Source organism: Paraburkholderia bryophila (assembly GCF_003269035.1).
In the GTDB taxonomy this organism is placed as follows: domain Bacteria; phylum Pseudomonadota; class Gammaproteobacteria; order Burkholderiales; family Burkholderiaceae; genus Paraburkholderia; species Paraburkholderia bryophila.
In genome coordinates this window covers 127,292-152,925 of the sequence record NZ_QLTK01000013.1, presented here as the reverse complement: position 1 = coordinate 152,925, position 25,634 = coordinate 127,292, and the positions used below count along the sequence as shown (strand labels likewise).

The 25,634-nt window shown below is 63.6% G+C and carries 25 protein-coding genes; 16 read left to right on the top strand and 9 right to left on the bottom strand.

The genetic code is table 11. The features are described from left to right. Positions 1–77 precede the first annotated feature (77 nt). The 5 genes from BX591_RS19965 to BX591_RS19945 form a co-directional block, all read right to left on the bottom strand. Positions 78–674, bottom strand: coding sequence for an FMN-dependent NADH-azoreductase (locus BX591_RS19965; protein WP_111933040.1), 597 nt, complete (start codon positions 672–674; stop codon positions 78–80). Positions 675–830: 156 nt separating this feature from the next. Beyond that, the gene (locus BX591_RS19960) at positions 831–2,621 is read right to left on the bottom strand and encodes a M61 family metallopeptidase (protein ID WP_111933039.1); all 1,791 of its coding nucleotides are present in this window, start codon (positions 2,619–2,621) and stop codon (positions 831–833) included. A 103-nt stretch (positions 2,622–2,724) separates the two neighbouring features. Next, complete coding sequence (locus BX591_RS19955) at positions 2,725–3,450, bottom strand: DsbC family protein (RefSeq protein ID WP_111933058.1); 726 nt, start codon at positions 3,448–3,450, stop codon at positions 2,725–2,727. 121 nt (positions 3,451–3,571) lie between these two features. Beyond that, positions 3,572–4,744, bottom strand: a complete 1,173-nt coding sequence (locus tag BX591_RS19950; protein WP_111933038.1) for a UbiH/UbiF family hydroxylase — start codon at positions 4,742–4,744, stop codon at positions 3,572–3,574. A gap of 99 nt (positions 4,745–4,843) precedes the next feature. Continuing rightward, positions 4,844–5,203 (bottom strand): hypothetical protein, encoded by a 360-nt coding sequence (locus tag BX591_RS19945; protein WP_111933037.1) that lies wholly within the window; start codon positions 5,201–5,203, stop codon positions 4,844–4,846. 332 nt (positions 5,204–5,535) lie between these two features. Here BX591_RS19945 and ychF point away from each other — a divergent pair, with 332 nt between their 5' ends. Next, positions 5,536–6,630 (top strand): redox-regulated ATPase YchF, encoded by a 1,095-nt coding sequence (gene ychF, locus BX591_RS19940; RefSeq protein ID WP_111933036.1) that lies wholly within the window; start codon positions 5,536–5,538, stop codon positions 6,628–6,630. Between the two features lie 120 nt (positions 6,631–6,750). Continuing rightward, positions 6,751–7,101, top strand: coding sequence for a nucleotide pyrophosphohydrolase (locus BX591_RS19935; protein WP_111933035.1), 351 nt, complete (start codon positions 6,751–6,753; stop codon positions 7,099–7,101). Between the two features lie 42 nt (positions 7,102–7,143). On the opposite strand, the gene BX591_RS19930 is transcribed toward BX591_RS19935, so the two are convergent. Further along, positions 7,144–8,115: a glycerophosphodiester phosphodiesterase family protein gene (locus BX591_RS19930; protein WP_111933034.1), complete on the bottom strand. Its 972-nt coding sequence runs from the start codon at positions 8,113–8,115 to the stop codon at positions 7,144–7,146. 364 nt (positions 8,116–8,479) lie between these two features. Here BX591_RS19930 and ugpB point away from each other — a divergent pair, with 364 nt between their 5' ends. The 7 genes from ugpB (at position 8,480) to BX591_RS19895 (ending at position 16,395) form a co-directional block, all read left to right on the top strand. Continuing rightward, positions 8,480–9,805 (top strand): sn-glycerol-3-phosphate ABC transporter substrate-binding protein UgpB, encoded by a 1,326-nt coding sequence (ugpB, locus tag BX591_RS19925; protein ID WP_111933033.1) that lies wholly within the window; start codon positions 8,480–8,482, stop codon positions 9,803–9,805. 100 nt (positions 9,806–9,905) lie between these two features. Continuing rightward, on the top strand, positions 9,906–10,790 hold the full coding sequence (ugpA, locus tag BX591_RS19920; RefSeq protein ID WP_111933032.1) for a sn-glycerol-3-phosphate ABC transporter permease UgpA: 885 nt from the start codon (positions 9,906–9,908) through the stop codon (positions 10,788–10,790). Next, the gene (ugpE, locus tag BX591_RS19915) at positions 10,787–11,632 is read left to right on the top strand and encodes a sn-glycerol-3-phosphate ABC transporter permease UgpE (RefSeq protein ID WP_111933031.1); all 846 of its coding nucleotides are present in this window, start codon (positions 10,787–10,789) and stop codon (positions 11,630–11,632) included. The genes ugpA and ugpE overlap by 4 nt, the downstream gene beginning before the upstream one ends. Before the next feature lie 108 nt (positions 11,633–11,740). After that, a complete protein-coding gene (locus BX591_RS19910) occupies positions 11,741–12,829 on the top strand; it encodes a sn-glycerol-3-phosphate import ATP-binding protein UgpC (RefSeq protein WP_111933030.1) in 1,089 nt (362 codons plus the stop codon). A 67-nt stretch (positions 12,830–12,896) separates the two neighbouring features. Then, on the top strand, positions 12,897–13,199 hold the full coding sequence (locus tag BX591_RS19905; protein ID WP_111933029.1) for a DUF3761 domain-containing protein: 303 nt from the start codon (positions 12,897–12,899) through the stop codon (positions 13,197–13,199). Positions 13,200–13,430: 231 nt separating this feature from the next. Beyond that, positions 13,431–15,095, top strand: a complete 1,665-nt coding sequence (gene ettA, locus BX591_RS19900; protein ID WP_111933028.1) for an energy-dependent translational throttle protein EttA — start codon at positions 13,431–13,433, stop codon at positions 15,093–15,095. Positions 15,096–15,270: 175 nt separating this feature from the next. Then, positions 15,271–16,395 carry a DUF748 domain-containing protein gene (locus BX591_RS19895; protein ID WP_111933027.1) on the top strand — a complete coding sequence of 375 codons (1,125 nt, stop codon included), beginning with the start codon at positions 15,271–15,273 and terminating at the stop codon, positions 16,393–16,395. A 112-nt stretch (positions 16,396–16,507) separates the two neighbouring features. On the opposite strand, the gene BX591_RS19890 is transcribed toward BX591_RS19895, so the two are convergent. From BX591_RS19890 to BX591_RS19880, 3 genes are read right to left on the bottom strand one after another with little or no spacing between them, the layout of a single operon-like run. Further along, positions 16,508–17,131 carry an HAD family hydrolase gene (locus BX591_RS19890; RefSeq protein WP_111933026.1) on the bottom strand — a complete coding sequence of 208 codons (624 nt, stop codon included), beginning with the start codon at positions 17,129–17,131 and terminating at the stop codon, positions 16,508–16,510. A gap of 39 nt (positions 17,132–17,170) precedes the next feature. After that, entirely contained in the window at positions 17,171–18,988 is a 1,818-nt protein-coding gene (locus BX591_RS19885; RefSeq protein ID WP_111933025.1) for an aminopeptidase P family protein, read from the bottom strand. Between the two features lie 19 nt (positions 18,989–19,007). Further along, positions 19,008–19,262 carry a hypothetical protein gene (locus tag BX591_RS19880; RefSeq protein WP_111933024.1) on the bottom strand — a complete coding sequence of 85 codons (255 nt, stop codon included), beginning with the start codon at positions 19,260–19,262 and terminating at the stop codon, positions 19,008–19,010. 204 nt (positions 19,263–19,466) lie between these two features. On the opposite strand from BX591_RS19880, the gene BX591_RS19875 reads away from it, so the two are divergent. From BX591_RS19875 to BX591_RS19845, 7 genes are all read left to right on the top strand, one after another. After that, positions 19,467–20,189, top strand: a complete 723-nt coding sequence (locus BX591_RS19875; RefSeq protein ID WP_111933023.1) for a response regulator transcription factor — start codon at positions 19,467–19,469, stop codon at positions 20,187–20,189. A gap of 63 nt (positions 20,190–20,252) precedes the next feature. Then, a complete protein-coding gene (gene hemA, locus BX591_RS19870) occupies positions 20,253–21,539 on the top strand; it encodes a glutamyl-tRNA reductase (RefSeq protein WP_111933022.1) in 1,287 nt (428 codons plus the stop codon). A gap of 122 nt (positions 21,540–21,661) precedes the next feature. Continuing rightward, positions 21,662–22,744: a peptide chain release factor 1 gene (gene prfA, locus BX591_RS19865; RefSeq protein WP_111933021.1), complete on the top strand. Its 1,083-nt coding sequence runs from the start codon at positions 21,662–21,664 to the stop codon at positions 22,742–22,744. A 10-nt stretch (positions 22,745–22,754) separates the two neighbouring features. Then, positions 22,755–23,603, top strand: coding sequence for a peptide chain release factor N(5)-glutamine methyltransferase (gene prmC / locus BX591_RS19860; RefSeq protein WP_111933020.1), 849 nt, complete (start codon positions 22,755–22,757; stop codon positions 23,601–23,603). Positions 23,604–23,741: 138 nt separating this feature from the next. Continuing rightward, the gene (grxD, locus tag BX591_RS19855) at positions 23,742–24,053 is read left to right on the top strand and encodes a Grx4 family monothiol glutaredoxin (protein WP_035554969.1); all 312 of its coding nucleotides are present in this window, start codon (positions 23,742–23,744) and stop codon (positions 24,051–24,053) included. A gap of 61 nt (positions 24,054–24,114) precedes the next feature. Continuing rightward, on the top strand, positions 24,115–24,714 hold the full coding sequence (locus BX591_RS19850) for a UbiX family flavin prenyltransferase (protein WP_111933019.1): 600 nt from the start codon (positions 24,115–24,117) through the stop codon (positions 24,712–24,714). 133 nt (positions 24,715–24,847) lie between these two features. Further along, positions 24,848–25,633, top strand: coding sequence for a DODA-type extradiol aromatic ring-opening family dioxygenase (locus tag BX591_RS19845; protein ID WP_111933018.1), 786 nt, complete (start codon positions 24,848–24,850; stop codon positions 25,631–25,633). Position 25,634: the final 1 nt, after the last annotated feature.

Below are 25,634 nucleotides of genomic sequence, written 5' to 3'. Positions count from 1 at the left end.
GTTGCATCGTGACATCGCGCACTACACCGCGATACGCGCCGGTTCAAACCAGCGCGTCCATCCTTTCATCGACCTTCTTACGCGGCGGCAATCGCTTCGCGCGCCGAAGCCAGCGCGGCGGTCGCTGCGTCCGGGCCCATGTTCAGGCCTTCAGCGTAAATGAAGTTCACGTCGGTCATGCCGAGGAAACCGAGGAAAGCCTTCAGATACGGCGTTTGGCTGTCGTTCGGCGTGCCCAGATACTTGCCGCCGCGTGCCGACACGACGTGGACCTTCTTACCCTTCACGAGACCTTCCGGACCGTTCGCCGTGTACTGGAACGTGATGCCGGCACGTGCGATGAAGTCGAAGTACGTCTTGAGTTGCGACGAGATACCGAAGTTGTACATCGGTGCGCCGATCACGACGATGTCGGCGGCTTGCAATTCGGCGATCAGCGCTTCGCTGCGTGCGGCGATTTCGGCCTGCTCGGCAGTGCGTTGGTCAGCAGGCGTGAAGAACGCGCCCAAAACGGCGTCGTCCAGGTGCGGCAGCGGTTCAGCTTGCAGATTGCGGACGACGACTTGCGCGCCCGGGTTTGATTGTTGCAGCTTGGCGGTCAGTTCGTTGACGAGAAGCGTCGAGTTCGCGCCTTGCGAGCGGGCTGCCGAGTTGATTTGCAGGATCGTGGTCATGAGGGTGACTCCAGTAGGGGCGCGCAGTTTTGCGCGAGTGAAGTCATTGTGTTTTTTTACCGCCACGAGAAAAAGCCATCCGGCAGCGACGGATTGTTGCACTGGTAGAACAATCCGCTGCCCTCGGCCGTCGATTAATAACGTCGACGATTACGATCAGCTTGCAAGCCAGCGCTCGCGGGCCTTGCGCGCGGCGGTCCCTTTGTCGCTGACCGCGAGCTTGTAGCGTGCCGGCTCAGGGCCGTCCAGCTTGACTTGCGTGGTGCGCAGTTCGTCGCGACGGAACGCGTGGACCGCGACTTTCGCGCCCGGCTGATAGCGTGCCAGCAGGCCGTCAAGATTCGAGCCGGTCACACGCAGGCCGTCGAGCGCGATCAGCACGTCGCCGGCCGAGAGCCCTGCTTTCTGCGCGGCGCTGCCTTCATGCACCGCCGCCAGCGTGCAATCCGCGCCGCCGCGCAAGCGCGCGCCGAGCGACGGCCGGGCGTTCTTGTCGAATTCAGGCGCAAGCGTGACGCCGAACGGCGCGAACAGCGTTTCGAGCGGCAAATCGCGCGTGCCATGCACGGCCTCGGCGAACAGCTCGCCGAGTTGCGCGCCGGTCGCTTCCGCGAACAGCGCTTCGACCTCGCTTTCCTCCACGCCGACCGGCTTGCCGCGATAAAAGTCGCGGCCGAAACGTTGCCACAGCAGACGCATCACGTCGTCGAGCGATTTGCGGTTGTTGGTCTGCGCGCGGATCGTCAGATCGAACGCGAGCGCGACCAGCGAGCCCTTGGTGTAATAGCTGACGATCGCGTTCGGCGCGTTCTCGTCCTGGCGGTAGTACTTGACCCATGCGTCGAACGAGCTTTCGGCGACGGTCTGCTTCAGGCGGCCGCTACCGCGTAGCACACCGCCCACCACCTTGCCGAGCAGGCCGAAATAGTCGTCCGGTGAAATCAGGCCGCTGCGCACGAGGATCAGATCGTCGTAGTACGACGTGAAGCCCTCGAACAGCCACAGCAGCGACGTGTAGTTCTCGTCGTTCAGGTCGTACGGCGCGAATACCGCCGGCTTGATGCGCTTCACGTTCCAGGTGTGGAAGTACTCGTGGCTGCACAGGCCGAGGTAGGTTCGGTAGCCCTCGCTGAGCGCATCGCGCCCTTGCACCGGCAAATCGCCACGATTGCAGATCAGCGCGGTCGAAGCGCGATGCTCCAGCCCGCCGTAGCCATCGGTGACGGCCTGGGTCATGAACACGTAGCGGTCCATCGGCGCTTTCTTCGACTTCGGCTCGAACAACGCGATCTGCGCTTCGCAGATGCGCTTCAGGTCGGCGGACAGTCGCGCCATGTCCAGCCCGATCACGCGGCCGGCGATCACGATGTCGTGCGGCACGCCGTGCGCGTCGAACGTTGCCAGCGCGAATTCGCCCAGCGTCACCGGGTGATCGATCAGTTCGTCGTAGTTCTGCGCGCGATATTCGCCGAAGCCGTAGCGCTTCGTGCCGCGCGCCTCCGGCAACGCCGTGGCGACGCGCCAGTTGCGATACGCGGCGCCGTCCGGTTTCTGGATCTCGACCACGCATTGCGCCTCTTCATGACCGAGCGGCGACAAAAACACGCTGGTGCCATTGAAGAACCCCGTCGTGTCGTCCAGATGCGCGGCGCGCACCGACAGATCCCACGCATACACCTCGTAGCGCAGCGTCAGCGCACCTTTGACCGGCGCGGCCTGCCACGTGTGCTTGTCGGTCTTCTCGACGCGCACCTTGCGGCCGGCGTCATTGACGGCGCGCAGCGTGACGATGTTGCGCGCGAACTCGCGCACCATGTAGCTGCCCGGAATCCACACCGGCAACATGAAACGCTGGCCGGCCGGATCGGGATCGGCGACGGTCACGGTGACTTCGAACAGGTGGGCGGCAGGTTGCTTGGGAACGATGGTGTAGCGGATCGGCTTCATCGGCGGCGATTAGGAGAGTGTGAGGCGGGGATGTTGGGGCTGAATGTGAAAGGAGGCGCACTGCGCCTCCTTGCTTCTCTATATGTTCCGAACGGTGTGCAACTCAATGCACCGCGGACATTTCCTTGTCGAGCCGGTCGGCCGGCACGGCGCCGGGCAGACGGCGGCCGTCGGCGAGGAACACGGTCGGCGTGCCGTCCACGTTCATGGCGTGGCCGAGCGCGAGGTTCTTGTCGATCGCGGCGGTGTCGCAGGTACCGGCGGCGGTGGGCGCCTGGTGGTCCTGCATCCACGATTCCCAGGCCTTGGCGCGATCGGTCGAGCACCAGATCGACTTCGACTTGGCGGTCGAATCCGGCGACAGCACCGGGTACAGGAAGGTGTACACGGTCACGTTGTCGATCGACTTGAGCGTGGTTTCGAGCTGCTTGCAGTACGGGCAGTTCGGATCGGAGAACACGGCGATCTTGCGCGAGCCGTTGCCCTTCACGACCTTCACCGCGTTGCCGAACGGCAGGCTCGCGAAATCGATGCGGTTGGTTTCCGACAGACGCGCTTCGGTCAGATTCTTGCGGGTCTTCGCGTCGACCATGTCGCCGAGCAGCAGGTAGTCGCCGTTCGCGTCGCTATAGACGATCTGCGTGCCGAGATTGATTTCGTAGATGCCGGCGATCGGCGACTTCGTCACGCTCTTGATCGTCACGTCGGCCAGCCGCGTTTGCAGCGTGGCTTTGAGTTTGTCGGTGGTCTGGTCGGCCTGCGCGGAGCAGCCGAGCGTGATGGCGGCGATGGCAAGCGCGGCGGCCGCCACGCGGAAGGTCTTTTTCATGCTGAATTCCTGGTTCATTCGCGCGGTGTGCGCGTTTTGCGACGGTTCCGGTCTGACCGGCAGGGCGCCCATCCGTTCATGATACCCGTCTCGCCAGCCCCGGCGTGCCGCGCGGCAAACGTCAACCCAGCGCGGCCGACACTAGCCAGCGCTTGATAAGCGGCTGCGCGCCGACAAACGCCATGCCGGTATTGCGCAGCACCTTGGCAAACGGACCGGGCGCGGAGAAAAGTTTCTGCAGGCCGTCGGTGGCGATCATCAGCGCGCGAATGTCTTCGCGGCGAGCGCGCTCGTAGCGGCGCAACAGCACCATGTCGCCGAGATCGCGGAACGATTCCTTGCCGGCGACGGTATCGGCGAGCGCCGCGACGTCGCGCAGGCCGAGATTCATGCCTTGGCCCGCCAGCGGGTGGATCAGGTGCGCGGCGTCGCCGACCAGCGCGACGCGCGGCGCGACCAGCCGGTCGACCGTTTGCAGCGCAAGCGGGAAGCCCTGCGCGGGCGTCACGCATTCGAGCGCGCCGAACTGGCCGCCCGTCACACGTTCCACTTCAGCCGCGAGTTGCGCCGGATCGAGTGCGACCAGCTTTTCAGCGTGCTCGGTGCGCGCCGACCAGACCAACGACACGTGGCCGTCCGGCATGGGCAGCAGCGCGACGATCTCGCCGTCCTTGAACCATTGGTAGGCGGTTTCGCCGTGTGGCTTTTCGGCCTTGAAATTCGCGACGACGCCAGTCTGTTTGTAGTCGCGGCGATTCATCTTCGAGTTGATCTGCGCACGCACCCACGAATGCGCCCCGTCCGCACCGACCACCAGATCGGCTTCGAGAATGTTGCCGTTGGCGAGGCCGACGCTGGCGCCGTCGACGGTAAAGTCCAACGCCTGCGCGCGCGTGTCGATCCATGTGAGATTCGGCTGGAAGCGCAGCGCCGCGTCCAATGCGCGTTCGATCACCGACGATTCGACGATCCACGCCAGTTGCGGCACCGACGCCTGGAATGCGGAGAAATGCAGTTCGGCGTGCGCGTCGCCATAAACGCGCATGTCGTAGACCGGCCCGAGGCGGGCCAGATCGAGCGCCTGCCAGACCCGCAAGCGTTCCAGCAGCGCCTGCGAACTCGACGACAACGCGTAGACGCGCGAGTCGAATACGGCGCCGGCCGGCAGCGCCGCGCAGGGCTGCGCGAGCAGCGCCACGCGCAGTCCGCCTTGCGTCAGCGCCAACGCCGCGGTCTTGCCGACGAGCCCGCCGCCGATCACGACGACATCAAAGGTCTGGTGGTGTGCGTTCATGCGCGCATTATAGCTGCGGGGGTTGCCGGGGACGGATCGAGGCGCGCGGCACATTTGGCCCGGAACAAGGTATCCGTCGATTAGTGCGCTACTCGTGCGCTACTGCCCTTGCGCAGCGTGCGCCGCATGGGATTCGCGCAGCAGCATGAAGTCACGATCGGACGACAGCACCCGCCACGCGTTCGACACCAGTTCGCGCTTATGGTCACGCTGGTCGCCCCGCACCATGCAGTCCGGGAACACCCGGTCATAGACGCGCCACAACGAGTCGAAGTCGTTGGTGTCGGCGAACCCGGCGATACGGCGCTTATCGTCGAGGGTGAGCGCGTTCGCCATGCAGTTGACCGTCTGGCGGTCGGTGGCGGCCTGCGCCTCGTCGTAATTAGGTAGCAGCCACACGACGACACCAGCCGCCAGCGCAATGCCCGCGCCCCATCTCAGATAGGTTGTTATTTTCATGATGCTTTCTCGGAAAGGGCTCTAGCGGCCCCGGACGGCCATCTTACATTGATCTGACGAATCGGCCGCGCGGGGTTTTCGCGGTTGACGGCCGTTTGCGTGCGTTTCGTGACGGGACAGGTTTGCCACGCCCTGCTCAGGAAGCCGATCCGAACGGGTTACAATTGCGCTTTCCGTGACGAGACTCGCCCGGGACCGTCGAGGCCCTGCCCGACCCGGTGTCTTGTCCTGCTCCGCTGCGGTTCGCCGCCACGCCAAACGCGAAGGCTTTTCGACTCCTGCATACAGCGTCGAGCGCATCACGCAACTTACTGAATCACTGAAGGATTTCCATGAGCCTCAAATGCGGCATCGTCGGCCTGCCTAACGTCGGCAAGTCCACCCTGTTCAATGCGCTGACCAAGGCGGGCATCGCCGCCGAAAACTACCCGTTCTGCACGATCGAGCCGAACGTCGGCATCGTCGAAGTGCCGGACGCGCGTCTGAAGGCGCTCGCTGAAATCGTCAAGCCGGAGCGCATCCTGCCGGCGGTGGTCGAGTTCGTCGACATCGCCGGTCTGGTGGCCGGCGCGAGCAAGGGCGAAGGCCTCGGCAACCAGTTCCTCGCGAACATCCGCGAAACCGACGCGATCACGCACGTGGTGCGCTGCTTCGAAGACGACAACGTCATTCACGTCGCGAACAAGGTCGACCCGCTGTCGGACATCGAAGTGATTAACACCGAATTGGCGCTGGCCGACCTCGCAACGGTCGAAAAAGCGCTGTCGCGCTATTCCAAGGCGGCCAAGTCGGGCAACGACAAGGAAGCCGCCAAGAACGCCGCGGTGCTCGAAAAGGTCCGCGCGCAACTCGACCAGGCCAAGCCGGTCCGCGCGCTCGATCTGTCGGACGAAGAAAAAGCGACGCTCAAGCCGTTCTGCCTGATTACCGCGAAGCCGACCATGTACGTGGCGAACGTGAAAGACGACGGTTTCGAGAACAATCCGCACCTGGACGCGGTCACGAAGTTTGCGGCAGCGGAAAATGCGCCGGTCGTGGCGGTGTGCGCGGCGATCGAAGCGGAAATCGCCGATCTCGACGAAGCGGACATGGAAGTGTTCCTCGCCGACATGGGCATGGAAGAGCCGGGCCTGAACCGCGTCATCCGCGCGGCGTTCAAGCTGCTGGGTCTGCAAACGTATTTCACGGCCGGCGTGAAGGAAGTGCGCGCATGGACGATTCATATTGGCGACACCGCGCCGCAGGCAGCAGGCGCAATCCATACGGACTTCGAGCGCGGCTTCATTCGCGCGCAGACCATCGCGTTCAACGACTTCATCGCCTTCAAGGGTGAGCAAGGCGCGAAAGAAGCCGGCAAGATGCGCGCGGAAGGGAAGGAATACGTCGTGCACGATGGCGACGTAATGAACTTCCTGTTCAACGTCTAAGTATCGGACCAGCCTGCCAGATCCATTGCGATCTTGCCGCCGTCCCGCTAAAGCCCGTTAAAGCCCGTTAAAGCCCGTTTATCGCGGGCTTTTTCTTTTTCAGCAAAGGAAAGTCAAGCCATGACCACCAGCGATCTGCTCGAACGGGTGCTTGCGTTCCGCGAGGCCCGCGACTGGAAACAGTTTCACACGTTGCGCAACCTGATCGTGTCGACCAGCATCGAAGCCGGCGAATTGCTGGAGACGATCCAGTGGAAGAGCGATGCGGAGGTAGACGCCTTGTTGCTCGACCCAACGCGCAAAAAACATCTGGAGCATGAGTGCGCGGATGTGTTCATTTACCTGATGCTGGTCGCTCACACCGCAGGCTTCGATCTGGTCGAAGCCGCCATGGAGAAAGTGGCGCTGAACGAAGAGCGTTACCCGGTGGAGAAATGCAAAGGGACGGCGACAAAGTATTCGCAGCTCTGACTACGTCGCGCAATGCGCAAACCCAAACCCAAGCCCAAGACCTTACTGACCGCCTGCTGCCGCAGCTCGTTCGCAGCGCAGCGGCAGCACAGCGCCTTCCTTGAGCGGCACCATCTTCGACGGTGAATCCGCCAGCACGGCATCGATCCCGAGACACGCGGCCGTCTGATAATCGTTCGCGTTGTTCACCGCGATCGCGACGATTCGTACGTCGGGCTTCTGCCGGAAACACGCGACGGTTGCCGGCGTCCACAACGTGGCCTGCACGTCCGACTGTCCCTCGCCCAGCGTGAATTTTTCCAGCACGGTCAAGGCGCGATGCAGTTCGAACGCGCTCATGGCATGTTCGCCCGGCGCATCCACGCAACCTTGATTCAGCAACACACGCACCAACCGGCCACGCGTGGCGTCGCGCGATTCGAACAGTTTGGCCTGCGGATATGCAGCGAACGTCTGCTGGTAATCCGCCTCGGTCGAATAGATCGACACCCTCGACCACGCCTGTTCGTCGTCCAGTACCCGCGCCACCGCTTGCGTCTGCGACTCCGCGGGCAGCGCCTTCATATCGAGGATCACCGGCATGGTCGGCGGCACGGCGCGCAACGCCGCACGCAGCGTGGGAATGCCGACGGGACGATCGCGATAGGGATAGGCGTCGCCCTGACGGAAGCTCCAACCGGCATTCAACAGTGAGAGTTCGGCTGCGGTGTAGTCCGACACCGGACCTTTCGCGTCGGTCAACGCGGACAGATCCGCCGGCCGGTACAGAACCGGCACGCCGTCTTTGCTCAACTGCACCGACAGCCACATCACGTCGGCGCGATGTTCGACCGACAGCCGGATCGCCTCCAGGGTATTTTCCGGCGCATCGCCCGTGCCGCCTCGGTGAGCGATGATGAGCGGCAACGCCGTGAACTGCGTGCCGTCGCCCGCATTGCCCGACGCCAACGAACAGCCTGCCAATACGAGAGCCGGGATCGAACCAGCCACCACCCGCTGCACTAAATCAAGCATCTGGAATCCTGATTAAAAGTAGCGTGACGTAGCGTGCCGTCCATCGCGCAAAGCACGCGCCCATTGCGCCATCCATCATGCCAACGCATCGACGGCCAAGTCCAGCGAACGTGATCGCGCGTTGACGCGGCGCAAAAACGGCCTTCAGACGATCATGTTTCCGTTTCGTGACAGCCGATGTTAAATTGCCGCAGTCGGCGCCCGCCAAAAGCGCGTCACGCCGCCCGGCCTCCGACGCCGGAATGTCATCGAACACAACTAGAATCGCGCGATTCGCAACCGCGCCCGTTCCGATCCGCAAGGATCTTGCATGGGACCAGCGTAAGCGCTAATGCGCCAACCCTGGTCGACAGGAGACCCACCGATGAGTTTGAAGCCGCTGTTCCGTACGCTTTCCGTAGCCGCCGTGTTGAGCGTCGGCGTCAGCCAGGCGGCCCAGGCCGCAACTGAAATCCAGTTCTGGCACGGCATGGAAGCCGCGTTGGGCGAACGTCTGAACGATATCGCCAACGCTTTCAACGCGTCGCAAAGCGACTACAAGATCGTGCCGGTCTTCAAAGGCTCCTACGACCAGACGCTCGCCGCCGGCATCGCCGCGTATCGCGCCGGCAATGCGCCCGCGATCCTGCAGGTCTACGAAGTCGGCACCGCCACGATGATGCAGGCGAGGAAGGCCGTGATCCCCGTCTCGGAAGTATTCAAGCAAGCCGGCGTGCCGCTCGACGAAAAGGCCTTCGTGCCGACCATTGCCAGCTATTACAGCGACGCGAAGACCGGTGGGCTGATCTCGATGCCGTTCAACAGCTCGACGCCGGTGCTGTACTACAACAAGGACGCCTTCAAGAAAGCGGGTCTCGACCCGAACCAGCCGCCGAAGACCTGGGCCGAACTGCAAACCGACGCGCAGAAGCTGAAAGCGTCGGGCATGGCGTGCGGTTATTCGTCGGGCTGGCAGAGCTGGATTCAGCTCGAGAACTACAGTGCGTGGCATGGCGCGCCGTTCGCGTCGAAGAACAACGGCTTCGACGGCGCGGATGCGCAACTCGAATTCAACAAGCCGCTGCAGGTCGCGCACATCCAGTTCCTGCAGAACATGCAGAAAGAAGGCACCTTTACCTACGTCGGCCGCAAGGACGAACCGGTGTCGAAGTTCTATAGCGGCGACTGCGGGATCATCACGAACTCGTCGGGGTCGCTCGCCACCATCAAGAAATACGCGAAGTTCAATTTCGGCACCGGCATGATGCCGTACGACGCGAGCGTGAAGGGCGCGCCGCAGAATGCGATCATTGGCGGAGCGAGCCTGTGGGTGTTGTCGGGCAAGGATCCGGCTACATACAAGGGCGTGGCGAAGTTCCTTGCGTATCTCTCGTCGGCACCGGTTGCCGCGAAGTGGCACCAGGATACCGGCTACCTGCCGGTCACCACCGCCGCGTATCAGTTGACGCAGCAGCAAGGCTTCTACGAGAAGAACCCCGGCAGCGACACCGCCATCAAGCAGATGCTCAACAAGCCGCCGCTGCCGTACACGAAGGGTCTGCGCCTGGGCAACATGCCGCAGATCCGCACCGTGATCGACGAAGAACTCGAACAGGTCTGGGCGGACAAGAAGACGCCGCAACAGGCGCTCGACTCGTCGGTCTCGCGTGGCGATGACCTGCTGCGTCGCTTCGAGAAAGCCGGCAACTAAGTGAGCAACCGGCTCGCGCGCACTACGTAGCAAGCGCGAGCCGGGTTCCGTTGCGGCCGCAGCGGAACCCGCAGTCACCGCGGAACCTTGGGAAGATTCGATGGAAAAGCGCTCCAGCTTCGGCACCAGCCTGCTGCCCTACCTGCTCGTCGCACCGCAACTCGCGATCACGCTGCTGTTCTTTTTGTGGCCGGCCGGCGAGGCGCTGTGGCAGTCCACGCAGAGTCAGGACGCGTTCGGCACGTCGAGCGAATTCGTCGGGCTCGCGAATTTCAAGCAACTGTTCGCCGATCCGCTCTATCTGTCGTCGTTCTATACGACGCTGATTTTTTGCGCGCTCGTCACCGTGTCAGGGCTGGTGATCTCGCTGCTGCTGGCGGTCTGCGCGGATCGCGTGGTGCGCGGCGCGAAGGTCTACCGAACGCTGCTGATCTGGCCGTATGCGGTCGCGCCCGCGATCGCCGCCGTGCTGTGGTCGTTCCTGTTCAATCCGAGCATCGGCCTCGTTACTTACGCGCTTGCTAAATACGGCATTGTCTGGAATCACGCGTTGAACGCGAGCCAGGCAATGTTTCTGGTCGTGCTGGCTTCGGTCTGGCAGCAGGTCAGCTACAACTTCCTGTTCTTCTACGCCGGCTTGCAGGCGATTCCGCGTTCGCTGATCGAAGCGGCAGCGATCGACGGCGCCGGGCCGGTGCGGCGCTTCTTCGGCATTGCGTTGCCGCTGCTGTCGCCGACCAGCTTCTTCCTGCTGGTGATCAACATCACCTACGCGTTCTTCGACACCTTCCCGGTGATCGACGCGGCCACCGGCGGCGGCCCCGCGCAAGCTACGCGCACGCTGATCTACAAGATCTTCGCCGAAGGCTTTCAAGGACTCGACATCGGCAGTTCCGGCGCGCAATCGGTGATCCTGATGGTGATCGTCGTCGCGCTGACCGTCGTGCAATTCCGCTTTATCGAACGCAAGGTTCAATACTCATGATCGAGAACCGCCGCGGTTTCGACCTCTTCTGTCATGCGGTGCTGCTTCTGGGCGTCGTGCTGGTGGTGTTTCCGGTGTACGTCGCGTTCTGCGCGGCGACCATGAGCGAGCACGAAGTGTTCAGCGTGCCGCTCTCGCTGGTGCCGAGCACGCATCTGTTCGAGAACATCGCGACGGTCTGGTCGCAGGGCAGCGGCAACGCGGCCGCGCCGTTCGGCCGCATGCTGCTGAACAGCCTCGTGATGGCGCTGGCGATCGCGATCGGCAAGATTTCCGTCTCGATGATCTCCGCGTACGCGATCGTGTTCTTCCGCTTTCCGTTTCGCAATCTCGCGTTCTGGCTGATCTTCATCACGCTGATGCTGCCGGTCGAAGTGCGGATTTTTCCGACCGTGCAGGTCGTCACGTCGATGCATCTGGGCAACACGTATAGCGGTTTGACGCTGCCGCTGATCGCGTCGGCCACCGCGACGTTCCTGTTCCGGCAGTTCTTCATGACACTGCCGGACGAGTTGATGGAAGCGGCACGCATCGACGGCGCGGGCGCCATGCGCTTCTTCTGGGACGTGGTCCTGCCGCTGTCGAAGACGAACATGGCGGCGCTCTTCGTGATCACCTTCATTTACGGCTGGAATCAGTATCTGTGGCCGATCCTGATCTCGAGCCAGCAATCGCTGACCACCGCGGTGGTCGGCATCAAGAGCATGATCGCTTCCGGCGACACCGCGACCGAATGGCATCTCGTGATGACCGCCACGTTGCTCGCGATCCTGCCGCCGCTTGCGGTCGTGCTGACGATGCAGCGCTGGTTCGTGCGCGGGCTCGTGGATACGGAGAAGTAACTCGCGCGACTCCGGCGGCCCGTTTTCCAGCATTGCAATCGACCACACCGGAGCAACACCGAGACAACGCCGCGTGCTACGCGGCAAGCAACGAAAGGTTAAAACGGCATGGCTGCACTGACTCTGCAAGGCGTTAAAAAAACCTACGACGGCAAACAGTTCGTGCTGCACGGCATCGACGTGGACGTTGCCGACGGCGAATTCGTCGTGATGGTCGGCCCGTCCGGCTGCGGCAAATCCACCTTGCTGCGGATGGTCGCGGGACTGGAAGGCATCTCCGACGGCAGCATTTCGATCGCCGGCAAGGTCGTCAACCGACTGGAGCCGAAAGACCGCAACATCGCGATGGTGTTCCAGAACTACGCGCTCTACCCGCATATGAGCGTGGCCGAAAACATGGGCTACGCGCTGAAGATCGCGGGTGTCGAGCGGGCGCAGATCGCGAAGCGCGTGCAGGCCGCCGCGCAGATTCTCGAACTCGAACCCCTGCTGCAACGCAAGCCGCGCGAACTGTCGGGCGGCCAGCGTCAGCGGGTGGCGATGGGCCGCGCGATCGTGCGCGAACCCGCGGTGTTTCTGTTCGACGAACCGCTGTCGAACCTCGACGCCCGTTTGCGCGTGCAGATGCGGCTCGAAATCCAGCGTCTGCATGCACGCCTCGCCACGACGAGCCTGTACGTGACGCACGATCAGATCGAAGCGATGACACTGGCGCAACGCGTGATCGTGATGAACAAGGGGCACGCCGAGCAGATCGGCGCGCCGACCGAAGTCTACGAGCGGCCGGCCACGGTGTTCGTCGCGAGCTTTATTGGTTCGCCGGGCATGAATCTGCTGGACGGCCGGGTGTCGGACGACGGTTCGAGTTTCGACGTGGCCGGCAATGGTCCGAAGCTGCCGCTGACGGACGTGCCGTCGATCGGCCGGGAAGTCGCGGCGGGACGCGAATGGTCGCTGGGCATCCGGCCGGAGCACATGACGCCGGGCGCCGCGCATGCCGCGCACGCCACCCTCACGGTCGATTCCTGCGAGCTGCTCGGCGCGGACAATCTCGCGCACGGCCGCTGGGGCAAGCACGACGTGACGGTCCGCTTGCCGCATGCGCATCGCCCCGGAGCGGGAGAAGCGCTGCAAGTGGCGCTGCCGGCGCAGCACCTCCATTTCTTCGATCCGGCGACGGGACGGCGCGCGAACTGAGCTTCGGCTTGCCGCAAGCACGGTCGCGCGCTCAGGCGCGGCCGGCATAACAACGACTTGAGAGACCATGCAAGGCATCGCCTTCAATCAAATCTTTCGCCGCGGCGCGGCCGTCGCCACGGTGCTGCTGTTCAGCCTGTCGTCCGCGTTCGCGTATGTGCCGCCCGGCACGACGCCCGACGAAGCGAACCTCAGCAACCACAATACCTACACGAATCGCGACGGCAACACCGTCCACGCGCCGGCCCGCTCGCTGTCCGGCAAGGCGCCCGAGGGCGCGAGCGCACGTTGCCGCGACGGTACCTACAGTTTCAGCCGGCATCGCCCCGGCACCTGTTCGCGGCACGGCGGCGTGGCCGACTGGCTCTGAGCGTCCGAGGCGACCCTGGCCGAACGGACAGCCCCTGCCGTCCCGCCCATTCGCCGAAGTACAATGCCACCTGAAGAACCCGCCCGTGCGCGGGGCGTCGCGCGACGACATCGCGTTCGATGCCGCGCCGGCCGGCGCCGGGCGCTCCGCCCGGCCACAACACCGATTACCCATCCACCCCGCGACGCCCGCCCCTACGCCGCCGGCGTCGTCAACGTCTATTGTGAACAAATGGCCCAATACGTCTTCACCATGAACCGGGTCGGCAAGATCGTGCCGCCCAAGCGTCAAATCCTGAAGGACATCTCGCTGTCGTTTTTCCCCGGCGCGAAGATCGGCCTGCTCGGCCTGAACGGCTCGGGCAAGTCGACGCTGATCCGCATCATGGCCGGTGTGGATAAGGAGATCGAGGGCGAAGCCACGCCCATGCCGAACCTGAACATCGGCTATCTGCCGCAGGAACCGCAACTGGACCCGAACAAGACGGTGCGTGAAGCCGTCGAGGAAGGCCTCGGCGACGTCTTCAACGCGCAGAAGAAACTCGACGAAATCTACGCGGCTTACGCAGAAGAAGACGCCGACTTCGACGCGCTCGCCGCCGAACAGGCCAAGTACGAAGCGATCCTCGCCACGTCGGACGGCAACGCCGAACAGCAGATCGAAATCGCCGCCGACGCGCTGCGCCTGCCGGCGTGGGACGCCAAAATCGAGCATCTGTCGGGCGGTGAGAAGCGCCGCGTCGCGCTGTGCAAGCTGCTGCTCGAAAAGCCGGACATGCTGCTGCTGGACGAACCGACCAACCACCTGGACGCGGAATCGGTCGACTGGCTCGAACAGTTCCTGACGCGCTTCCCGGGCACTGTGGTCGCCGTGACCCACGACCGCTACTTCCTGGATAACGCCGCCGAGTGGATTCTCGAACTCGACCGCGGCCACGGCATTCCGTGGAAGGGCAACTACAGCAGTTGGCTCGACCAGAAGGAAGAGCGCCTGAAGCAGGAAGAGTCGTCGGAATCGGCGCGTCAGAAGGCGATCAAGAAGGAACTGGAGTGGGTCCGTCAGAACCCGAAGGGCCGTCAGGCGAAGTCGAAGGCGCGTATCGCCCGTTTCGAGGAACTGAACAGCCAGGACTACCAGAAGCGCAATGAAACCTCGGAAATCTTCATCCCGGTCGGCGATCGTCTCGGCAATGAAGTAATCGAGTTCAAGAACGTCAGCAAGTCGTACGGCGACCGTCTGCTGCTCGACAACGTCAGCTTCAAGATTCCGGCGGGTGCAATTGTCGGCATCATCGGCCCGAACGGTGCCGGTAAGTCTACGCTGTTCCGCATGCTGACCGGCCGCGAACAGCCGGATTCGGGCGAAATCGTGCAAGGCCCGACCGTCAAGCTCGCGTACGTGGATCAGAGCCGCGACGCGCTGGACGGCTCGAAAACCGTGTTCGACGAAATCGCCGGCGGTGCGGACGTGCTGACAGTGGGCAAGTACGAAACGCCGTCGCGCGCGTATATCGGCCGCTTCAACTTCAAGGGCGGCGATCAGCAGAAGCTGGTCGGCAACCTGTCGGGCGGTGAGCGCGGTCGTCTGCATCTGGCCAAGACGCTGATCGCGGGCGGCAACGTGCTGCTGCTGGACGAACCGTCTAACGACCTCGACGTCGAAACGCTGCGCGCGCTGGAAGACGCTTTGCTCGAGTTCGCGGGTTCGGTGCTGGTGATCTCGCACGATCGCTGGTTCCTCGACCGGATCGCGACGCACATTCTCGCGTTCGAAGGTGACTCGCAAATCACGTTCTTCGACGGTAACTACCAGGAATACGAAGCGGACAAGCGCGCGCGTCTCGGCGAAGAAGCCGCCCGGCCGAAGCGTCTGCGTTACAAGCCGATCGCACGCTAAGGTGTTGGGTGGGCGGGCGGTTCGTCGAGCAGACGGACCGCCTGGTCGATCTTATTGTTTTGTCGAGCACGCGGCCGCAAGGCACACGTATTGCGTGCCACGATCAGCGCGAGGCCACGCGCTCAAAAACCGGCGATAGCCACACCGCGGCGCGCGGTGACGAGGAGGCGTAAGCATGGCGATGTCGAAGGGCAAGCGCTGGATCGTCGCCGTGGGCGGCGTGCTGCTGGTGCTGATCGTGGTCGCAATCGGCGCGCTGCAATTCGCGCAACGCGAAGTGAAGGCGCGAGTGATTGCGGCGCTCGGCCCTTTAGGTAGCGCCGAGCGTATCGATGTCGGCCTCACCTCGGTTCATCTCACCAATGTCGTCCTCAAGGCACCGCCCGGCTGGCCCGCCGGCGACCCGCTTCGGGCGGACGAAATCACGCTCACTCCGGACATTCGCGATCTGATCGCGCGGCGCATGCATTTGCGCAGCGTGGTGGTGCGCGGTTTCGACATGGCCGTGCTGCGCGCGAAAGACGGCACTATTGGTCTGCTGCCGAATCTGCGGCAATCGGTGAACCAGGCGGACAACCAGGCCAGCGGTGCGGCCGTGCCCGCGACACCCCGAGAAAAGCTGGTCGATCACATCCGCTTCGAACAGGGCAACTTCCACTTCTACGACATGACGGTCGGGCCGCCGGCCTTCAAGGTGACGGTGAGCAACGCCAACGCAACCGTCGACCATTTGCATCTGCCCGCGCTCACCGAACCGACCAACGTGGACCTCACGGGATCGATCAAAGGGCCGGTGCATACCGGCACGGTGTCGTTCAACGGCTGGATCAAGATCGCCACCAAGGACTCACAGACCACCAGCACGCTACGCGGCGTCGATGTCGCGATGCTCGATCCGTACCTGGTGAAAAAGACCGGCGCGAAAGCACAGATCGCGGGCGGTACGGTCGATCTGACGGTCGAGTCGACCGTGCGCAACTATCAGTTGCATGCGCCCGGTACGGTGACTGTTCATAACCTGCAACTCGCCGACAGCGGCGATCCGCTCGACACCTTCATGTCGATTCCGACCAAGGCCGCCATTGCCGCGCTCAAAGCGCACAACGGCGACATCACGCTGCATTTCGTATTGGACGGCAATTTACGCGATCCGAAGTTTTCGGTGCGGGAAGGCATCGTCAAGCGGATCGGCGCGGACTTCGCGAAGACGCTGGGGGTGAGCGTCGAGGGCGTGGCGAAAGGCGCTGGGGAAACCGTGAAAGGCTTGGGGAACGCGTTGAAGAGTCTGCTGGGGCAGTAGCCGCTATGCTGTAGTACGGAGGCGAGGCGCGCTCGGCTAGCTTTTGCCAGGCCTGCTTCTGTTTGGGCCTGCGTGGAAACCGGTACGCCTGCGCCGCCTCTAAAAAAACAACTTAAACCGGCAAACCCAGCTCGCGCAGTTTCGCTTCCGTCCGTTCAACGCTGGTGTGATGCACGCCATGCCAGCCAAGCGCCGTCGCGGCGTCAGCATTCTTCTGATTGTCGTCGATGAAAACCAGCTCGCCGGGCTCGATGCCCGGCAATTGCGCATGAATCCGCTCCAGCATGGCCGCGAAAATCGCCGGATCGGGCTTTGCCAGTCCCACCCGCCCCGACACGACCACGTCGCGAAACCGCCGCAGCACCGGGTAATGCTCCCACGCGTACGGGAAGGTCTCGGCCGACCAGTTGGTCAGCCCGAACAGCGGCACCTCGGCGGCTTCGAGCTTTTCCATCAACGCCACGCCCTGTTCCAGCACGCCGGCCACCATCTCATGCCAGCGCTCGTAGAACGCGCGGATCAGCGCCTCGTGATCGGGAAACTTCGCGATCAGTTCGTCGGTGGCCTCGGCGATCGGCTGGCCGCCGTCCTGCCGGATCACCCAATCCATCGAACAGACATGCGTCAGAAACCAGCGGCGCTCGGTTTCGTCCGGAATCAGCTTGCGATACAGATACTCGGGACTCCAATCGATCAGCACGCCGCCGAAATCGAACACCACTGCCTTGATCGCCATGCACTCTTTCTCCGTACGAACGCCGCTTCGCCGCGGCGCTTAGATGGGTTGCGTGCGCAGGTCGAGCCACGCCCTGGCGTCGCCGGAAACATGCGGCGACAGGCGCGTGCGCACCGTCTCGTGATACGCGTTGAGCCACGCGCGTTCGTCGTCGCGCAGCAGCGACAGATCGAGGCAGCGCGTGTCGATCGGGCACAGCGTCAAGGTCTCGAACTTGAGGAAATCGCCGAATTCGGTTTTTTCAGCCGGCACGTTCAGCACGAGATTTTCGATCCGTACGCCCCACTTGCCCGGCCGGTAGATGCCCGGCTCGACCGAGGTGATCATGCCCTCTTCCATGGCGGTCCACGGTTCGGCCGGCGCATAGTGCGAAATCACCTGCGGGCCTTCGTGCACGTTCAGGAAATAGCCCACGCCATGGCCAGTGCCGTGGCCGTAGTCGGCACCGGCTTCCCAGATCGGCGCGCGGGCGATCGCGTCGAGCATCGGCGAACGGATGCCGCGCGGGAATTGCGCGCGCGACAACGCCATCGTGCCTTTCAGCACGATCGTGAAATCGCGGCGTTGCGCCTCGCTGATCGTGCCGATCGGCACGACGCGGGTGATGTCAGTCGTGCCGCTCAAATATTGCGCGCCCGAATCGATCAGCAACAACCCGTTGCCTTCTATCACCGCATGCGACGCCTCGGTCGCGCGATAGTGCGGCATCGCGCCGTTCCCGTTGAAGCCCGCGATCGTCGCGAAGCTCAGCGACACGAACCCCGGACGACGCGCGCGCGCCGCCGTCAGACGTTCGTCGATGGTCATTTCGGTGAGGCTCTCGCCGCGCGCCAGCGCGCTTTCCAACCACGCGAAAAATTCCGCGAGCGCCGCGCCGTCCTGCTCCATGGTTTCGCGCACATGCTTGGCTTCGGCTTCTGTTTTGCGCGACTTGAAGAACGTGGACGGATTGACCGCCTCGACCACCTTGACCGTGCCCGGCACCGATCGCAGCGAACCGTAGGTGATCCGCCGCGGGTCGATCAGCAGCGCGCTGCCGTCGGGCAGCTTGGCCAGCGCCTCGGCCGCCTTCGCATAGGGCTTGACGCTGATGCCGTCGCGCGCCAACGCGTCGGCCAGCGCCTGCGGCACCTTGCCGTCCGACACGAACAGCGAAGCGCCGTCCGCACCGATCAACGCATGCGCGACGAACACCGGGTTATAGCTGACGTCGGCGCCACGCAGATTCAGCAGCCATGCGAGGTCGTCGAGCGTGGAAATGAAGTGCCACTGCGCGCCCTTCTCCGCCATCGCGCGACGAATCTGCGCCAGCTTGTCAGCACGCGCGACGCCGGCATGCGGCGCGGCATGTTCGAACACGGCGGCGGCCGGCAACGACGGACGCTGCGGCCAGATCGTGTCGAACAGATCGACATCGGTACGCAGCTTCACGCCGCGCGCGCCGAGCGCGAGCGTCAGCGCGCGCGCCGCCGCCACGCCGAGCACCGCGCCGTCCACGCCTACCGTGCCGCCGCTCGCGACGTTCTGCGCGAGCCACTCGAAATGCGGCGCGGTCTGCTGGCCACCGGTCATTTTCATCAACTGAACGGTCGTGCCGGCCAGTTGCGCATTGGCCTGTTCCCAATAGCGACTATCGGTCCAGACACCGGCAAAATCCGCCGTGACGATCAGCGTGCCCGCCGAGCCGGTAAAACCCGATAGCCACTGCCGGCCTTGCCAGCGCCCCGGCAGATATTCGGAAAGATGCGGATCCGCCGACGGGACGAGATAAGCGGCCACGCCTTCGCGCGCCATTGCGTCACGCAACGTGGCGAGCCGTTCGGGAATCGAGGATGTTTCGGGAAGTCGGGCGTTCATCAGAGTCACCTGCAAATATTCATCGACGGGAAAGCGAGCCGACCGTCACGGCAACGGCGATCAACGCAACGGCGGTGCAAACCGGCCATTCGAGCGTGTCGCCATCATGAAAGAGGCCGGTCACATTGCCGGCCATGAGCGCGACCGCGGCGCCTATCACGCCGGCCAGCAGCGCCATCCACCAACGAGCGCGGCTCGAGCGGCGCAACGGATGCAACCACCAGCCCGCGAGGCCGATCGCCAACCCCAGGACGACCACACCGGGCCACCCCATTAGCAGCCGACCCCGCGCGATTTCAGATTTGTCTCATGGGCGCAAGGAACCAGGGCAGCTAACATTTTTGTCTCATTAACTATAGAAGTTCAGCACGGCGCTTTCCGCATAGCGGTTGAGTTTAGGGGTCGGTGTGATGTTAGGCAAGCTGTAAGCCTTACGAATATGCCCGGTTCTCGGTCATTGCCACGCTGAAAGCGCGCCATGCGAATCGCCCTTATCGAGCCGGACCTGCCGCACGCCAAACTGGTTGGCCGGCTTATTTTTGCCGGCGGCCACGTCTGCTATCACTTCACCGCGAGCGCCCCGTTCCTGAAGCACGCCGCGGACGATTTCTTCGATCTTCTCATCACCGAAAGCTGGGCCGGCGACCACCCGGCCGAAGACGTGATTCCGCGCGCTCGCGTTGTCCTGCCGGGCTTGCCGGTGATCGTGCTGATGTCCGCGCCGCGTGAAAGCCAGATCGTCGCGGCGCTGCATGCCGGCGCCGACGACTGCCTCAGCAAGCCGGTTCGCGGTCCCGAAATGCTCGCGCGGGTCGACGCCGTGCTGCGTCGCGCCGGCTTGCGGCGGCCGCTCAACCGGCGGCGCGACGTAATCGGCGGCTACGCGTTCGACACAGCCGCGCTAGCCGTCACATTTCGTAATCTAACAGTCACGCTGACGCCGAAAGAATTTCGCTTTGCGCTGCTGTTATTCAACAATCTGTCTCGTCCGGTGTCGCGCGCGCATATTCTCGAAACCGTCTGGGCGCGCCGCCGCGACCTGAAGTCGCGGACGGTCGACACGCACGCGTCGCGCGTACGCACTAAATTGCAGTTGCGTCCGGAACTCGGCTACTGTCTGACGCCGCTTTACGGCTACGGCTACCAGCTCGACGCGATCCCGCTGGAAACTCCAGTAGAGGCCGCGGTGGAAGTGGGTTGACACGCGTCCAATGTAAGAATCTTGGAAACGCTATAATGTTGGGCTAAACCATAGCTCCCCCAAATGCAGCTTCTAACGATCGGAATCAATCACCACACTGCGCCTGTCGCCTTGCGCGAACGCGTGGCGTTTCCGCTCGAACAGATCAAGCCTGCACTGGACACCTTCACGAGCGCCTGGCTCGGTCGTACGGCCCGCACGGCGCCGGAAGCGGCGATTTTGTCCACCTGTAATCGCACCGAGCTTTATTGCGTCACCGACGACCAGGCCGCGCGCGAAGCCGCGATCCAGTGGCTGTCGAAATACCACAACCTGCCTATCGACGAACTCGCGCCGCACGTTTACGCGCTGCCGCAATCGGAAGCGGTGCGCCACGCGTTCCGCGTCGCGTCAGGCCTCGATTCGATGGTGTTGGGCGAGACGCAAATCGTCGGACAAATGAAGGACGCGGTGCGCACCGCGTCAGAAGCCGGCGCGCTTGGCACGTATCTGAACCAATTATTCCAGCGCACCTTCGCCGTCGCGAAGGAAGTACGCAGCACCACCGAAATCGGCGCGCAGTCGGTTTCCATGGCCGCGGCCGCCGTGCGGCTCGCGCAGCGCATTTTCGACAAGGTCTCGAACCAGCGTGTGCTGTTCATCGGCGCGGGCGAAATGATCGAACTGTGCGCCACGCACTTCGCCGCACAGCAGCCGCGCGAACTGGTGGTCGCGAACCGTACGGCCGAACGCGGCACGCGGCTCGCCGAACGCTTTAACGGCCGTGCTATTCCGTTGTCGGAACTGCCCACGCGCATGCACGAGTTCGACATCATCGTGTCGTGCACGGCGTCCACCCTGCCGATCATCGGCCTGGGTGCGGTCGAACGGGCGGTGAAAGCGCGTCGTCACCGGCCGATTTTCATGGTCGATCTGGCGGTTCCGCGCGACATCGAACCTGAAGTCGGCAAGCTCGAAGACGTGTTCCTGTACACCGTCGACGACCTCGGTGCAATCGTCCGCGAAGGCAATGCCTCGCGTCAGGCCGCGGTCGCGCAAGCCGAAGCGATCATCGAAACGCGCGTGCAGAACTTCATGCAGTGGCTCGACGCGCGCAGCATCGTGCCGGTGATCCGCCATATGCACACGCAGGCCGACGTGCTGCGTCGCGCCGAAGTGGAGCGTGCGCAGAAAATGCTCGCGCGCGGCGACGATCCGGCTGCGGTACTCGAAGCGCTGTCGCAAGCGCTCACCAACAAGCTGATCCACGGACCCACGCACGCGCTCAATCGCGCGAGCAGCGAAAACCGTGACACGCTCATTGAACTGATGAGCGGTTTCTACAAACACTCCGGTTCCACGGAGCGTTAGCGGCGCAGCCTCCGCCGCGCGGTCCGCGCCACCCACGGTGGCCCGCGACGTGCTTCTGACCAGGGCATCAGCCCATTCCCCTAGTCGCCGTCCTTTCCGGAGCCCGCTCCGAACCCCGTCCGATGAAAACGAGCATGCAACGCAAGCTCGACCAGCTCACTACCCGGCTGGCCGAACTGAACGACCTGTTGAGCCGCGAGGACATCACCTCGAATCTCGATCAATACCGCAAGCTCACACGCGAGCACGCGGAGCTAGGGCCCGTGGTCGAACATTACGCGCTGTGGCGTCAGGCCATGAACGACGCGGAGACCGCGCAGGAACTGCTGACGGACGCGTCGATGCGCGACTTCGCCGAAGAAGAAATTCGCGCGGCACGCGAACGCATGGAGAAACTCGGCGCGGAACTGCAAAAAATGCTGCTGCCGAAGGATCCGAACGACGACCGCAATATCTACGTCGAAATCCGCGCGGGCACCGGCGGCGACGAATCCGCGCTGTTCGCGGGCGATCTGCTGCGTATGTATCTTCGCTATGCCGAGCGCAACCGCTGGCAGGTCGAGATGATGTCGGCGAGCGAATCGGATCTCGGCGGTTATAAGGAAGTGATCGTACGGATCGCCGGCGAAGCGGCGTATTCAAAGCTCAAGTTCGAGTCGGGCGGCCACCGCGTGCAGCGCGTGCCGGCCACCGAAACGCAGGGGCGCATTCACACCTCGGCGTGTACCGTCGCGGTCATGCCGGAAGCGGATGAAATCGGCGAAGTCGAAATCAATCCGGCCGATCTGCGGATCGACACGTTCCGCGCGTCGGGCGCGGGCGGCCAGCACATCAACAAGACCGATTCGGCCGTGCGCGTCACGCACTTGCCGACCGGCATCGTCGTCGAATGTCAGGACGACCGTTCGCAGCACAAGAACAAGGATCGCGCGCTGAAGGTGCTGGCCGCGCGCATCAAGGACAAGCAGTCGCAAGAACAGCACGCGAAAGAGGCCGCCACGCGCAAGAACCTGATCGGCTCGGGCGACCGCTCCGAGCGGATTCGCACGTATAACTTCCCGCAAGGGCGCATGACCGATCACCGGATCAACCTGACGCTGTACCGCCTCGACGCGTTGATGGACGGCGATCTCGACGAACTGATCGCGGCGCTCGTCAGCGAACATCAAGCAGAATTGCTGGCTTCGCTGGGCGATTCGGACTAAAGCGCCGACGATGAACGCCACGCCTGTCACGCCCGCCGCTTTGTTGCGCGCGTCGCCGCTGCCACCGCTCGAAGCGCGGATTCTGCTCACGCATGTGCTCGGCTGGCGTCATACGCAGTTGATCACGCGCAGCGATGAAGCGCTTGAAAGCGCTGCGATCGAGCGTTATCGCGTATTGGAAGCGCGGCGGGTGGCCGGAGAACCGGTCGCGCAACTGGTCGGCGCGCGGGAATTTTTTGGCCTCGATTTCGAAGTCACGCCTGACGTGCTGATTCCGCGGCCTGAAACCGAATTGCTGGTCGAGACCGCCCTGGCGGCCATGGAAAGTCTGTCGCGACCGCGTGTGCTCGATCTCGGTACCGGCACCGGTGCCATTGCGGTTGCGATCGCGTCGACACGGCCGGACGCGCAAGTCCACGCGCTGGATCGCTCCGCCGCAGCGCTTGCGGTGGCAACGCGCAACGCCACACGTCTGCTCGACCCAAAACGTCCCGGCGGCACCATGGTTTTAAGCCAAAGCGACTGGTACACGGCGCTCGACGCCGCACTACGCTTCGACGTGATCGTCAGCAATCCGCCGTATATCCCGAGCGGCGATCCGCATCTGGCGGAAGGCGATCTGCGTTTCGAGCCGCGCAGCGCGCTAACCGACGAAGCCGACGGCCTGAGCGCGATCCGCGCGATCGTCGCCGGCGCGCCCGCGCGCCTCGCCGCGCACGGCGTCCTGTGGATCGAACACGGTTACGATCAGGCCGCAGCCGTTCGCGCGCTGCTGACGGCGCAAGGGTTCGCGCAAGTGCGCTCCGAGCGCGATCTGGCGGGCATCGAACGAATTAGCGGCGGGCGTTTGTCCGATTGAAGCCGACCTCGGGCCTGCCCTCAGGCCAGGATTCACGCTGAACTCATACAACGGTCGAAGCGGCGCTCGGCCGGCTATACCGAAATCCGCTATCATTTCAGCCTATTCCCCACACATCACGGAACCGCAAGGTCAGTCATGGATACGCAACAACGCATCAAGCAAATCGTCGACGAAAACGGCGTCGTCCTCTTCATGAAGGGCACCGCCCAGTTCCCGATGTGCGGTTTTTCCGGCCGCGCCATCCAGATTCTTAAGGCGTGCGGCGTCGCGGAAATCAAAACCGTCAACGTGCTGGAAGACGACGAAGTCCGCCAGGGCATCAAGCAATTCTCGAACTGGCCGACCATTCCGCAGCTCTACGTGAAGGGCGAATTCGTCGGCGGCTCGGACATCATGATGGAAATGTACGAGTCGGGCGAACTGCAACAACTGTTCGCCGCGGCCTGAGCGGCCCCGGTTCGACTGTTCGTTTACGACCCTCACGAGTTCATTCAAGGCGCCGCGAGCCATGGAAACACGCGTTGCGGCGCCCCGTCGGCTGATCGTCGCGATCACCGGCGCAACCGGCGCCATCTACGGTATCCGGTTGCTCGAGACGTTGCGCCGGCTGGGCGGCGTGGAGAGCCATCTCCTGATTTCGAGCGCGGGCTGGCTCAATATCCAGCACGAACTCCAGTTGAGCAAAGAAGACGTGCATCCGCTCGCGGATGTCGTCCATTCGGTGCGCGACGTCGGCGCGAGCATCGCCTCGGGCTCATTCGCGACCGACGGCATGGTCGTCGCACCGTGTTCGATGAAGACGCTCGCCAGCGTCGCGCACGGTTTCTCCGATAACCTGATCACCCGCGCCGCCGACGTCACCCTGAAGGAACGCCGCCGGCTCGTGCTGCTGGTGCGCGAAACGCCGTTCAATCTCGCGCATCTGCGCAACATGACGGCGGTCACGGAGATGGGCGGCGTGATTTTCCCGCCGTTGCCGGCGTTCTATAACCAGCCCGCGTCGATCGACGAGATGGTCGATCACACCGCGGCACGCGTGCTGGATCTGTTTGCGCTGGGGCCGGCTATGTCGCCAGTTTGGCAGGGCTTGCGGGACGCGCAGGGCTGACGCCGGGCGCTTCGCATTAACAACGCCGGCGACACAATCAATTCTGTTTTCACCCGTTTATCAAGCCGCGGTGTGAACCTATATTGATAGCAACCCAACCGTCACGCCCCGCCCTCCCGGCCGCGTTGCTGACATGAACCGCTTGCCTTCGCTTTTCCTTTCCCACGGCGCGCCCACGCTGCCGATCGACCCGTCCCTGCCGTCCGCCGAATTCGGTGTGCTGAGCGCGCAGTTGCCGCGTCCGCAAGCCGTGCTGATGCTGTCGGCCCACTGGGGCACGGCCCAGCCGGTGGCGAGCACGTCCGCCGCGCCGGAAACGATCCACGATTTCTACGGCTTTCCGCGTCAGTTGTACGAAATCCAGTACCCGGCGCCGGGCGCGCCCGAAGTGGCGCGGCGCGCCGCCGCACTGCTCGGCGAACACGGCGTGCTTACCGACGTCCAGCCGCACGGGCTCGACCACGGCGCCTGGGTGCCGATGCTGCTGATGTTCCCCGACGCCGACGTGCCCGTCGCGCAATTGTCGATCCAGCCGCATCAGGACGCGGCCCATCATTTCCGTGTCGGCCGAGCGCTGCGCTCGCTGCAAGACGACGGCGTGATGGTGATCGGCTCCGGCCAGATCACGCACAATCTGCGCGCGGCGGATTTCTCCGCGCGTCCGGAAGATGCCGATCCGCGCGTCGCCGAATTCACCGACTGGTTCGAGGACCGGCTGGCCGCGCACGACATCGACGCGCTGCTCGACTACCGCCACCAGGCGCCGCACGCGGTGCTGATGCATCCGACCGACGAGCATCTGCTGCCCGTTTTCGCGGCGCTGGGCGCGGCCGACGACGACTATTCGCTGGCGATTCAATCGCTGGGCACCTACCAGCGTTCGCTTGCAATGACGAATTACGTGTTCGGCACCGCGTGAG